This window comes from Pseudolabrys sp. FHR47 (genome assembly GCF_005153485.1).
Lineage (GTDB): Bacteria > Pseudomonadota > Alphaproteobacteria > Rhizobiales > Xanthobacteraceae > Pseudolabrys.
In genome coordinates, this window is record NZ_CP039740.1 from 1,219,601 (window position 1) to 1,232,104 (window position 12,504).

Below are 12,504 nucleotides of genomic sequence, written 5' to 3' on the forward strand. Positions count from 1 at the left end.
TCCCCGGTAAGGGGAGCCCGAGGGCCCGCGTTCAAGGGCCAGTGACCGGCCGTCTGGCCGACGAATGAGCCGATGAAAAACAACCCAAAAACTCCCCATGCCCCGCTGACGGCGGGCACCTTGTTTCGTTTTATGCTGGCTGCCGTGGTGGTCGCAGTCGTCCTGTTCACTGCGTTCTATTCGGCGCACGCGCAGGACCGCGGCGGTAACTTCCTCGACAACCTGTTCAGCCGCGGCGAGGGCGGCCAGCAGCGCCAGCAACAGCCGCAGGCCATGTCAGGCGGCGATGGCGATCCCAACGATTTGGCGGTGCGTATCGATCGCATCGAGAATGCTCTGCGGCAGCTCACCGGCACCATCGAGCAGTTGCAGTATCGCAACCAGCAGCTCGAGCAGCAGGTGCGCGCCCTGCAGGGCGGTGTCGCGCCGCCGGCTCAAGCGCCGGCCGTTGTCCCGAACAACCAGAATCCGCAGGTGCCGCCGGGCCAGTTGCCGGTTGTGCGTCCCGGCGTGCCCGGCGCGTTGCAGCCGTCGCAACCTGCCCAGCAACAGCCCGGCCGCCGCTCGGATGTGTTCGATCCATCGCAGAACCCGCAGGCCCCCGGCGCGCCGCGCCCGCTCGGCTCCGCTGCCTCGGCCGCGCCCGCGCCGATCGTCGCGGCCGAACCGGGTGCCGATGCACCGGTCGGAGCGCCGAACGGCCGCGCGGCGGGCCAGCCGCTCGATCTGTCGACTTTGTCCGGCAATCCTGCGCCGTCGCCGTCGCCGGTGGTCGATGCCGGTCAAACGGCAGGCGCTGCCCCCGGCCAAGTCGCCAGCGCCAATCCGGCCCTCGGCGTGCCCGCTGCTGCGCCATCGTCCAATCCGCCGCGCGATGTTTCCGGGCGCCTCGCGACTTTGCCGCCCTCGGCCAAGCCGCAGGACGAATACGACCTCGCTTACGGCTATCTGCTCCACAAGGACTACGCGCTGGCCGAACAGGCCTTCCGCGATTTCCTGAAAAAGTATCCGAACGAAGCTCTCGTGGCGGACGCCTATTACTGGCTCGGCGAAAGCCAGTATCAGCGCCAGCAGTTTCGCGACGCGGCACAGAGCTTTCTCGCCGTCTCGACCAAGCACGAGAAGTCGGCGCGCGCGCCGAACGCGCTGCTGCGGCTCGGCCAGTCGCTGGCCGCGCTCAAGCAGAAGGACGCGGCCTGTGCCACGCTCTCCGAGGTCGGCCGCAAATATCCCAAGGCCCCGGCCAATGTGAAGAAGTCGGTCGAGCAGGAAATCACGCGCGTGAAGTGCTAGACTTTCTCGATACCTTTGAGGTTCGAGAGCGGTCATGCCGCGCGATAACGTCACGGCAATCTCACAATCGGAAGCAAAGGCGCTGTTCGCCGATCTCAAAGCGGCGAAGGCGCTGGTGCTTGCCGTGTCGGGCGGTCCGGATTCGACGGCACTGATGGTGCTCGCCGCGCGCTGGCGCAAGGCGTTGAAGCGTGGGCCCGACCTGATCGCGGTCACCGTCGATCACGGTCTGCGCGCTGAATCGAAACGCGAAGCGCGCGACGTCGCCCGGCTTGCCAGAGAACTCGGCCTTGCGCATCGCACCTTGCGCTGGCGCGGCGACAAACCGGCCAAGGGCATCCCGCGTGCTGCGCGCGAGGCCCGCTATCGCCTGCTGGCGCAGGCGGCGCGCAAAGCCGGTGCTTCCCACATCCTCACCGCCCATACGCTCGACGATCAGGCCGAGACGGTGGTGATGCGGCTTTCGCGCGGCAGCGGCATCACCGGGCTGGCAGCAATGCAGCGAACGTCCGGTGTGCCCGGCCACGATACCGTGCTGCTCGTCCGCCCCTTCCTCGACACCGCGAAGCTGCGGCTGATCGCCACGCTCACAAAGTCGAACATCGCCTTCGCTGACGACCCGACCAACCGCGACGCCGCGTTCACGCGCGCGCGGCTGCGTGGGTTGATGCCGCAGCTGGCGAGCGAGGGTCTCGACGCCGCGCGGCTGGCGCTACTGGCGCGCCGGGCCGGCCGCGCCGACGCGGCTCTGGAGCAGATCGTCGACATCGTCTGGCGCGGCCTTGCGGCTCGCGGGTCGGGGCCATCCCTGTGCTTCGAGGCTGCGGCGCTGGCGCGCACGCCGGACGAGATCCGGGTCCGCCTGATGCAGCGTGCAATCGGTGCCGTAGGTACCGAGGGACCGGTCGAACTCGGCAAACTAGAGGCTCTGACGGAGGCCCTCACGGTGGCTCTGGCGGCCGGTATCCCGTGGCGCAGAACCCTGGCTGGCGCCTTGGTGACGCTGCAAAAAGGTCGTCTCACCGTCGAAACAGCTCCGCCACGCCGCTCCGGGGTTGGCCGGGGCGTGCGAAATGCCTTAACCAAGGCGGCCGGCAAGCGGGCCAAGCCTGCGAAATCGCGCTAGAATATGTGAGAATCGAGCCCTTTCCTTGCGGGGACGGGGTGCCTACATTGGCTAAGACGCGTGTGGGGCGAGCCCGTCCGTGTCTCGTAACAGAACAGGCCGCGGCGCTGTCCCTTCTGCGCGCGGGTAGGAACGTCCGATGAACGCCAATCTGCGGAATTTCGCCCTCTGGGTGATTATCGTCCTTCTGCTGCTTGCCCTTTTCACGCTGTTTCAGAACCCCAGCCAGCGTACCAGCGCTCAGGATATTTCGTTCTCACAGCTTCTCTCCGAGGTCGATCAGGGGCGCGTCCGCGATGTCGTGATCCAGGGCCCGGAAATCCGCGGCACCTTCGCCAACGGCACCTCGTTCCAGACCTATGCGCCGAACGATCCGGGTCTGGTGCAGAAGCTCTATAACAAGGGCGTCTCGATCACCGCCCGCCCGCTCACCGACAACGTGCCGTGGTTCGTGTCGTTGCTGGTGTCGTGGCTGCCCTTCATCGCACTCATCGGCGTGTGGATTTTCCTGTCGCGGCAGATGCAGGGCGGGGCCGGCAAGGCGATGGGCTTCGGCAAATCGCGCGCCAAGCTGCTCACCGAAGCGCATGGCCGCGTAACGTTCGAAGACGTCGCCGGTGTCGATGAGGCCAAACAGGACCTCACCGAAATCGTTGAATTCCTCCGCGACCCGGGCAAATTCCAGCGCCTCGGCGGTCGCATTCCGCGCGGCGTGCTGCTGGTCGGCCCTCCGGGCACCGGCAAGACGCTGATCGCCCGTGCCGTGGCCGGTGAAGCCAATGTGCCGTTCTTCACGATCTCCGGCTCCGACTTCGTCGAAATGTTCGTCGGCGTCGGCGCCTCGCGCGTCCGCGACATGTTCGAGCAGGCCAAGAAGAACGCACCCTGCATCATCTTTATCGACGAAATCGACGCTGTCGGCCGCCATCGCGGCGCCGGCATGGGCGGTGGCAACGACGAGCGCGAACAGACGCTCAACCAGTTGCTGGTCGAGATGGACGGCTTCGAGGCGAACGAAGGCATCATCCTCATCGCCGCGACCAACCGTCCCGACGTGCTCGATCCGGCGCTGCTGCGTCCCGGCCGCTTCGACCGTCAGGTCGTGGTGCCGAACCCGGATGTCGTCGGCCGTGAATCGATCCTCAAGGTGCACGTCAAGAAGGTGCCGCTGGCGCCGGACGTGAACCTCAAGACCATCGCGCGCGGCACGCCCGGCTTCTCCGGCGCCGACCTCGCCAACCTGGTCAACGAAGCCGCCCTGATGGCCGCGCGCCGAAACAAGCGCATGGTTATGCAGGCCGAGTTCGAGGACGCCAAGGACAAGGTGATGATGGGCGCCGAGCGCAAGTCGCTCGTCATGACCGACGAGGAAAAGCTGCTTACCGCCTATCACGAAGGCGGCCACGCGCTGGTTGCGCTCAGCGTCAAGGCGACTGACCCGGTGCACAAGGCGACCATCATTCCGCGCGGCCGTGCGCTCGGCATGGTCATGCAGTTGCCCGAGCGCGACAAGTTGTCGATGTCGCTCGAGCAGATGGAATCGCGCCTCGCGATTATCATGGCCGGCCGCGTCGCCGAAGATCTGATCTTCGGCCGCGACAAGGTCACCTCGGGCGCGGCCTCCGACATCGAACAAGGCACCAAACTCGCCCGCATGATGGTGACGCGCTGGGGCCTGTCGGACGAACTCGGTCCCGTCGCTTACGGTGACAATCAGGACGAGGTATTCTTGGGATATCAGGTGTCGCGCCAGCAGAACGTCTCGGAAGAAACGTCGCGCAAGATCGACGCCGAAGTGCGCAAGCTGGTCGAGGCCGGTCAGGCGGAAGCGCGCCGCGTCCTCACCGAGAGGCGCGACGATCTCGAGACTTTGGCCAAGGGTCTGCTCGAGTTCGAAACGCTGACCGGTGACGAGATCAAGGACCTGCTCAACGGCATCCGCCCGGTGCGCGAGACCGTTATCGAGCCGGTGACGCCGCGCAGCTCTGCTGTGCCGCCGGCCGGCAAGCCGCGCAAGAATCCCGATGCGCCGACCGGCGACGTCGCCCCGGCGCCGCAGGCCTGACGTCTCACGCCGACAAACGATCTCAACGCCCGCCGCAAGGCGGGCGTTTTGCTTTTGTGGACAGTCACACTTCATTCATCGAACCGATACTGCTCTGACAATCGGGCCTGATGAGGATCGCCTCGCGTCATACACAGGAGGCGACAATGAAACTTGTTCAGACTGCGATGGCGAGCTTGCTCGCCACGACGACGGCCCTTTCGGGCGCGCTCGCCGATCAGGCCTTCACCGGCAAGCTCGTCGGCCACGCGATCGTGCCGGCTCTCACCTTCGTCAATCCGCCGGCCGATGCGCCGGCCGACATGGCCATCTCGGGCAAGTTCACCAACAACGACCGCAAGCGTATCGACACCGTCGGCACGGTGATGGGCACCTCGTTCATCTCGGCGCCCGGCGCCGCGCGCGAAACCGGCATCAAGCTGCCGTTCAAGGGCCAGCCGGTGCAGGGCTTCTCCGGCATCAAGGCGGCCGGTGACGGCACCTTCTGGGTGCTGCAGGACAACGGCTACGGCAGCAAGGTCAACTCGCCGGACGCCATGCTGATGCTGCACCGGATCAAGCCCGATTTCGTCACCGGCAAGGTCGAATTCGTCCGCACGGTGTTCATCAACGACCAGGACAAGAAGCTGCCGTTCCAAATCGCGCTCGAGGGCAGCGAGAAGCGCTACCTCACCGGCGCCGATCTCGACGTCGAGAGCTTCCAGATCATCGGCGACCAGATCTGGATCGGCGACGAATTCGGTCCCTATCTCATCCGCATCGACCAGAGCGGCAAGGTCAACGTCTTCTTCGAAACCATGATCGACGGCAAGGTGGCGCGTTCGCCCGACCACTACGCCGTGTCCACGCCGGCGGTGCCGGGCGGGGCGGTGGTGTTCAACGTGCGTCGCTCGCGTGGCTATGAAGGCATGGCGGCGTCAAAGGACGGTCGCTTCCTCTATCCGCTGCTCGAAGGGCCGCTGTGGAACGAGGCCGCCAAGTCGTTCGAAACGGACGAAGGCCGCGAATATCTGCGCATCCTCGAATTCGATGTGACCGCGCAGAAGTGGACCGGCCGCTTCTGGAAGTACAAGCTCGAAGCCAACGGTAACAATATCGGCGACTTCAACATGGTCGATGCCACCACCGGGCTCATCGTGGAGCGCGACAATGGCGAAGGCGAACAGCCGCAGGCTTGCAGCGGCGCGGCCAAGCCCAATTGCTTCAATGTGCCGGCCAAGCTCAAGCGCGTCTACAAGATCGAAATGACCGACGCCAACACCGGGGGCTTTGCCCGCAAGATCGGCCATATCGATCTGCTGGCGATCAAGGATCCGGACAACAAGGCGAAGCAGGGTTCGAAGGAAGGCATTTTCACCTTCCCCTTCGTCACCATCGAGGACGTGGACGTGGTCGACGCCACCCACATCGTCGTCGGCAACGACAACAACCTGCCGTACTCGTCGGGCCGTACGCTCGGTAAGCAGGATGACAATGAGCTGATCCTGATCGAGGCCGCCGACTTCCTGAGGGCCAAATAGGCCGCAGAGCTGCAACGGCACTTGCACCAAGCGGACGCCCGCCGCATGGCGGGCGTTCTTCTTTGGGGCTTTTCCTCGCGGTTGGGTTGCGATAGCAGGGGCCACAATGACCCCGCCCGATAATCCTTCCAGACAGCCTCAGTCCGACCGGCACTGGACCCTTGCCGCCTTTCGGCACGGCGCGGCCGACGTGCTGCCCTTCGTGCCGGGACTGGCCGCCTTTTCCATGGCCTACGGCACCCTGGCGGCGCGCAAGGGCATGACCCTGGTCGAGACGCTGCTGATGAGCGCCACGGTCTTCAGCGGTGTCGTACAGATGGTCGTGCTCGACGGTTGGCCGGAGGTGCTGACGGCCGGCGCCATCATCGGCATCCTCGCGCTCACCGCGCTCATCAATGCCCGTTATCTGATGATCGGGGCCACGCTGCGGCCGCTGCTCGGCGGGCAGCCCGCGCACAAGGTTTATCCCACGCTGTATTTCCTCGTCGAGCCGTCCTGGCTGATGACTCTGCGCTATCATTCCAATGGCGGGCGCGATCCGGCTTACCTGCTCGGCGGCGGCATCACGATGTATGTCGTCTGGGTGACGACGGCGATCCCGGGCTACATCGCCGGCGCGGCGGTCGGCAATCCGCAGCAATTTGGCATCGATCTGATGGTGCCGGCGTTCTTCGTCGCCATGATGGTGCCGCTGTGGCGCGGCGTGCGGCGCTCTTGGGGGCTGATCGTCGGTGCTCTGGCCGCGATGCTGACGGAATATCTGCTCGGCGGCTTCTGGTATCTCATCGTCGGCGCCATGGCTGGCTGTATTGCCGGGGCCCTCAACGATGATTGAGAAGCACGGTTTCAGCTTCCTGGTCGTCATCGCGCTGATGACGATCGTCGTCTATCTGACGCGCATTACCGGCTATTGGCTGATCGGGCGCTTCGTCATCGGGCCGCGGCTGCGCCGCATGCTCGATGCGCTGCCGGGAGCGATCATCGCCGCGACGGTGGCGCCGACTTTGGTGCAGGGTGGGCCGCGCGCGATCCTGGCCCTGACGGCAACCCTGATCGTGATGATCGTGGTCCGCAAGGACTTCGCCGCCGTCGTCGCGGGTGCGGCCGTGGCGGCGGCGGCCTTCGCCTACGGGCTTTAGACACGTCTTGCGCGCGGCATTAAACTGCCGCCATGCCGCTTCAAAACCGCGTCACGCCATTCGCCGATCTTGTCGCCGTCTCCGCGCGGGGCACCTTGTTCGGCAACCGTGGCGGCAAGTTTCACCGTGACGATCGTACGCTGAGCCAACGCCGCTGGGCATCGCGGCAGTGGATCTGTTGCGCCCTCGATTTCAAGGGGCGGCAGCGCGATGTCTGGGGTCGCTTCTACACCGAATTGTTCTTTCTCGATGAGGTAACGGCCTTCGCTGCCGGCCACCGGCCATGCTTCGAGTGCCGCCGCAAGGATGCGCAGGCCTTCGCTGCGTTGTTTCCGCGCGCACACAAGGCGCCTGACATGGACACGATTCTGCATCGCGAACGACTCGAGGGCAGGGCCAAGCGGATCAACCGCCGCGCCATCGACACGCTGCCGGACGGCGCAATGATCGCGCGCAACGGTGAGGCGTTCGCCGTACGCGGCACGCAGCTCATGCACTGGACTCCTGCCGGCTACGACAGGGCGTTGCGACGCCCGCGCGGCATTGACGTCGATGTGCTGACGCCGCCGTCGATCATCAAGGTTCTCGAACGCGGCTATGCGCCGCTATGGCATTCGACGGTTACGCTTTAGCGGTGGCACCAGCCCGATCACCAGCGCGCAGCCGGCGATGATAGTAATAGCGCCGGCGATCTGCGCCGCCGACAAGGGCTCGTGCAGGATCAGCGCGCCGACCAGCACCGCCACGACTGTCACCGCGAATTCAACGCTGATCGCCCGCGTCGCGCCGATGGTTCCGACCAGCCGGAAATACAGGACATAGGTGGTCGCACTCATGATGGCGCCTAGGACGAAGAGATAGAGATAATCGACCGGCTGCGGCGTGCCTGGCACCGGCACGAAGTAGATCAGTGGCAAGGTGATGACGCCGCCGGCGAGAAAGGCGCCTGCGGTCGTATCCCACGAACTCACGCCTTTGAGCCTGAAGCTGGCGTAACAGCTGCCATAGGCCGCGCACAGGCAGGCAGCGAGGGTCGTAGCGCAGCCGAGCGCGAAGGACGGCGTGAACGGCACCGCCGGAAAGCCGACCAGCACCACCATGCCGGCAAAGCCGAGCACGAGGCCGACATGGTGGCGCCGTGTCAGCTGCTCGATGCCCCAGAACCGCGCGATCAGCATCGAGAACAGGGGAATGGTGGCGACCAGGATCGCGGACATCGCCGTGCCGATCAGCGGCAGGCCGAATGACAGGCCAATGAGCTGGCCGGCGACGGTGGTTGCGCCGACTACGGCGAAGGCCCGCCAGCCGGCGCTGAAATCCATGCGCCGGCCGGTTAAGGCGGCGACAACGATCAGCGTCGCCGCGGCGACGAAGCAGCGGAAGGTGACGACGCCCACCCAGCCGAAGGCTTCGACGCCGCGCAGCATGGCGAGAAACGACAAGCCCCAAACGACCGCCAGAAAGACGTAGGAGGCGCTATCCTTGGTGGTCATGGCCTTGCCGGCGGAAGGGAGTACGCGAGGACGCTAGCCTTTCATCGCCGCCTTGATGGCCGCAAGGCCGGCACCCGATTTGGCCGCCTCGATGATCTTGGCCTCCTTGGCGTTGAGCCCGACCAGCGCGTCCTTCATGGCGTCGATGATCTCGAGCGGCACGACCACGGCGCCGTGGCGGTCGGCATGGATGAGGTCTCCGGACCGAACCGCCATGCCGTGAATGTTCACCGGCACGCCGTAATCGACGACGTGGACGAAAGCATGCGAGGGCGCGATCGATCCGGCCAGCATCTGGAAGCCGTCGGGGATCATTGGAATGTCGCGCACCGAACCGTTGGTGATGGTGCCGAGACAGCCGAGCGCCTTGTGCACGTTGGACTGCACCTCGCCCCAGAACGCGCCGTAGCCGACGATGTCGTCGAGGTCCTGGATCACCGCGATGCCGGGCTGTGGCTCGGCGGCGACGTAATCGAGATAATCGAGACGCTTGGCCATGTAGCCCGCTTCGCCGAGCGGCACGCGGTCCTGCGCGCGCATGGTCACGGTCTTGGCGAAACCGACCATCGGCGGCAAATCGGGGAAGGGGCAGTGCAGGTGGCGCACGGTGTAGCCAAAGCCGCGTCGCTCGGGAGCGACGATCTCGATGAGATTGCAGACCGTCGGCGTGTCGATCGAGATGAGGAAATCGCGCTGTGTCGTCGAAAGAGATGGAGCCATTATGTTGCCGCCCTTGTCGTTTTCTTACTGCGCTTTTTGTCCGCGCTATTGGTGCAGCCCCGGCCGCGGAGCCCGGAGGCTAATGCAATTCGATCGATGAGGGAAACCGGATTTCGATCAGCGGCCACCTATTGCAATCAGCGCGGATCGGCGGTTGAGAGCGGCGGGGCTGGCGGTATGCGCGGTGTCCACAGGAAGAACACGATCATGGCGATGAACACCATCATCGCGACCAGCGTGGCGACGCAAGCTGGCCAGCCACCGATGGTCCAGGCAACGCCCCCAACCGCCGCGCCGAAGGCGCCGCCCGCGTAGAAGCAACTGACATACAGGCCGACCGCCGACGACCGTCCAGCCTTGGCGGTGATCGAGACGAAGCCGGTTGCGATTGCCTGACATATCAGACCGCAGGCTGCGCAGATCACGAGGCCGAGCAACACCAGCCAGAGCGGCATAGCCAGAGTGAGCAGGATGCCGCCGATCCAGATGCCAATCACCGTGATCATGACATTGCGCCGGCCGAAGCGGCCGACCGCCCAGCCTGCCGTCGGCGCCAGGCCCGAACCGACCAGATAGACGACGAAGATCGCACCGAGCCAGGTCGGCGACAGATTGAAGGGCGGGGCGGCGAGGCGGAAGTTGATGTAGGTGAAAGTGAGGATGAAGCAGAACAGCACGCCGAAGCCGGCCGCGTAGATGGCCAGCAACTGACCGTTGCGCAGATGCTGGAGCATCTGCCGGCCGGAAGCGGCGAGCCCTTCCGAGCGCACGAATTTCTTCTCGCGCGGCAGCAATATCAGAACCGCCAAGGCGCCAGCCAATGTCGAGACGGCGATGACCATCATCGCGGGGCGCCAGCCGAAAAAGTCGGACAGGATGCCGGTGAAGAACCGGCCGGAGAAGCCGCCCAGGCTCGCGCCCGACATATAGATGCCGGCAATGCCGGTGACCTCATGCGGCTCCCATTCATCGCCGATATAGGCCAGCGTCACGGCGAACACCGGCGGCAGCACCAGCCCCTGCACGAAGCGCCAGAAGATCAGCACATTGAGGCTGGTCGCCAGGGCGCACATCAGGGTCGGAATGAACAGGATGAACATTGCGGTGACAATGACACGCTTGCGCCCGAGCACGTCGGCGACGGTTCCGGTCAGCGGCGCGGTCAGCGCGACGGCGAGCGTACTGACCGTCATGATGGTGGCGATGCCGGCGGCGCCGGTGCCGAATTCGCTGGCCAGCAACGGCAGGATCGCCTGCGGTGAATAGAGATTGATGAAGGAGAAGTAGCCCGCGATCCCGACCGCCCATTGGCGCGCCGTCATGATTGGCTTTCGGGCGGCAGACATGGTCGGAAATCCGGCGGCGGAGAGCGAAGCGGTAACCAAGCTATGCATGGTTTTAGTGAGGATGGCCACGGCTGCGGCGGGCGGGGCCGGGGGCCGCTGGGCGCATGGCTACAGCACGAGCGAACCGGGTGTGCGGGTAGCCCGGATGAGCGAAGCGAAATCCGGGTTCTTTTGCCGGCATCCCGCATTTCGCTGCGCTCCATGCGGGCTACGGGCTCGGCATCTCTCTCAACGCCTTCCTCAACGTTTCCTCCGGCGACCCCGAGGCATCGACGCGGGTCCATCTCAGATCGCCGAGGTCGTAATCCTCCTGCGCGCGGGCGATTTTGGCATCGGCGTCGGAGGCATCGCCGCTCCGGCCACCAACGCGGGCGAGCCGTGTTTCAAGGTCGGCTGTCAGGAACAGGCTGTGGAAGTTCTGCGGCGCGGCCCGTTCGATGTCGGCGCGTTCGCCGGCGCGGGCGAAGACCGCATCGGCGATCGCGGAATGGCCGGCGGCGATGACGCGCGCGGCCCTCGCGCCCAGCGCCTCATAGACCCGCGCCGTAACGTCAGCCGTATAGCCCTCAGGCGGCAGCTTCTCGGTCTCGGCCTTGCCGAGGAGTCGCTTGCGGATGACGTCGCTGCGCAGCCAGACCGCGCCGGGCAGCGGCGGCGCATGCGCCGTGAGCGCGCGGGCCAGCACCGACTTGCCGGTGCCGGACAGGCCACCGACGGCGATGAGGCGCGGCGGCGGCGGCGCGATCAGCCTTTGCGCCAGCGCGAAGTAATCGCGGGCGCGTTGCGCGAGCGCGGCGTCGCGCTTCGGCCGCGCCGCCGTCACCTTGGCGCGGATCGCGGCGCGGAGACTCATGAACAGCGGCAGCAGAGCCAGCGCGTCGAGATCGCTATCTTCGCCGGTCTCGGTGATATAGCGGTTGAGCACGATGGTCGCCGCCGGCGCGAGATCACGTTCGATCAGATCCATCAGCAGGAAGGCGAGATCGTAGAAGCGGTCGATGATGGCGAGCTTGTCGTTGAATTCGATGGCATCGAACAGCATCGGCTCATTGTCGATCAGCACCAGATTGCCGAGATGCAGATCGCCGTGGCAGCGTCGCACAGAGCCGTCGCGCTCGCGCGTCTCGAGCAGGGGACGCAGGCGGTCAAGCGCGGCGCGACTCGCCGTCGTCAACGCTTTCACGGCTTCGGCTTCGAACAGATCGGCGGAGCCGCCGAGTTCGGCGTCGTTCTGCGCGATGATCTCGTCCAGCGTGACAACGAAGTTCGCGTCGCGCTTGACCGGTGCGATCTTGTGCGCGCGCGCCACCGCGCGGCCGAGGCGGTCGGCGAGGGCGTCACCGATGTCGTCCCGGTCGGCGACATGATCCAGCGTCTGCGTTTCGTCGAAGCGCGCCATATCGACGGCGTATTCGACCGGCGTCCCTTTGCCGTTGATCGCCAGCGTGCTGTCCGCCTCGCGCGTGATGGCAACGACCCCGCGGTAGATTTTCGGCGCGTAAGGCTTGTTGACCTCGATTTCCGCCTCGCAGGCGGCCTTGCGCTTTTCCAGCGTGGAAAAATCGAGGAACAGGAAGCGCACCGCGCGCTTCACCTTCAGCGCGCGGTCGCCCGACAGGAATACGCTCGCCGCATGGGTGTCGATGCGCTTAACATCGCGCTCGCGCGTGGCGAGGAAATCGAAGACGGGCTGTTGGTCGGTGCTGTCCATGGCGTTTTCTTGTAGCCCGGATGAGCGAAGCGAAATCCGGGATTTGTCAAACTGGCCCCGGATTTCGCTTCGCTCATCCGGGCTACAGAAG

At 65.5% G+C, this 12,504-nt stretch carries 11 protein-coding genes; 7 read left to right on the plus strand and 4 right to left on the minus strand.

Annotation, left to right across the window (positions count from 1 at the left end; translation table 11 throughout):
- Positions 1–72 precede the first annotated feature (72 nt).
- The 7 genes from ybgF to E8Q40_RS06065 all read left to right on the plus strand — a co-directional run bounded on the left by ybgF (position 73) and on the right by E8Q40_RS06065 (position 7,775).
- A complete protein-coding gene (ybgF, locus tag E8Q40_RS06035) occupies positions 73–1,293 on the plus strand; it encodes a tol-pal system protein YbgF (protein ID WP_246663015.1) in 1,221 nt (406 codons plus the stop codon).
- A gap of 34 nt (positions 1,294–1,327) precedes the next feature.
- Positions 1,328–2,419 (plus strand): tRNA lysidine(34) synthetase TilS, encoded by a 1,092-nt coding sequence (tilS, locus tag E8Q40_RS06040; protein WP_137043525.1) that lies wholly within the window; start codon positions 1,328–1,330, stop codon positions 2,417–2,419.
- Positions 2,420–2,558: 139 nt separating this feature from the next.
- Positions 2,559–4,484: an ATP-dependent zinc metalloprotease FtsH gene (gene ftsH / locus E8Q40_RS06045; RefSeq protein WP_137043526.1), complete on the plus strand. Its 1,926-nt coding sequence runs from the start codon at positions 2,559–2,561 to the stop codon at positions 4,482–4,484.
- Positions 4,485–4,630: 146 nt separating this feature from the next.
- Positions 4,631–6,004: an esterase-like activity of phytase family protein gene (locus E8Q40_RS06050; protein ID WP_137043527.1), complete on the plus strand. Its 1,374-nt coding sequence runs from the start codon at positions 4,631–4,633 to the stop codon at positions 6,002–6,004.
- A 106-nt stretch (positions 6,005–6,110) separates the two neighbouring features.
- Entirely contained in the window at positions 6,111–6,839 is a 729-nt protein-coding gene (locus tag E8Q40_RS06055) for an AzlC family ABC transporter permease (RefSeq protein ID WP_137043528.1), read from the plus strand.
- Entirely contained in the window at positions 6,832–7,143 is a 312-nt protein-coding gene (locus tag E8Q40_RS06060; RefSeq protein WP_137043529.1) for an AzlD family protein, read from the plus strand. The genes E8Q40_RS06055 and E8Q40_RS06060 overlap by 8 nt, the downstream gene beginning before the upstream one ends.
- Positions 7,144–7,175: 32 nt before the next feature.
- Complete coding sequence (locus E8Q40_RS06065; RefSeq protein WP_137043530.1) at positions 7,176–7,775, plus strand: hypothetical protein; 600 nt, start codon at positions 7,176–7,178, stop codon at positions 7,773–7,775.
- On the opposite strand, the gene E8Q40_RS06070 is transcribed toward E8Q40_RS06065, so the two are convergent.
- The 4 genes from E8Q40_RS06070 to E8Q40_RS06085 all read right to left on the minus strand — a co-directional run bounded on the left by E8Q40_RS06070 (position 7,749) and on the right by E8Q40_RS06085 (position 12,413).
- On the minus strand, positions 7,749–8,636 hold the full coding sequence (locus tag E8Q40_RS06070) for a DMT family transporter (protein WP_137043531.1): 888 nt from the start codon (positions 8,634–8,636) through the stop codon (positions 7,749–7,751). The genes E8Q40_RS06065 and E8Q40_RS06070 overlap by 27 nt on opposite strands.
- Positions 8,637–8,669: 33 nt before the next feature.
- Positions 8,670–9,356, minus strand: a complete 687-nt coding sequence (locus E8Q40_RS06075) for an RraA family protein (RefSeq protein ID WP_137043532.1) — start codon at positions 9,354–9,356, stop codon at positions 8,670–8,672.
- 137 nt (positions 9,357–9,493) lie between these two features.
- Positions 9,494–10,702 (minus strand): MFS transporter, encoded by a 1,209-nt coding sequence (locus tag E8Q40_RS06080; RefSeq protein ID WP_168197747.1) that lies wholly within the window; start codon positions 10,700–10,702, stop codon positions 9,494–9,496.
- A gap of 208 nt (positions 10,703–10,910) precedes the next feature.
- The gene (locus tag E8Q40_RS06085) at positions 10,911–12,413 is read right to left on the minus strand and encodes an AAA family ATPase (protein ID WP_137043534.1); all 1,503 of its coding nucleotides are present in this window, start codon (positions 12,411–12,413) and stop codon (positions 10,911–10,913) included.
- Between the last annotated feature and the right edge of the window lie 91 nt (positions 12,414–12,504).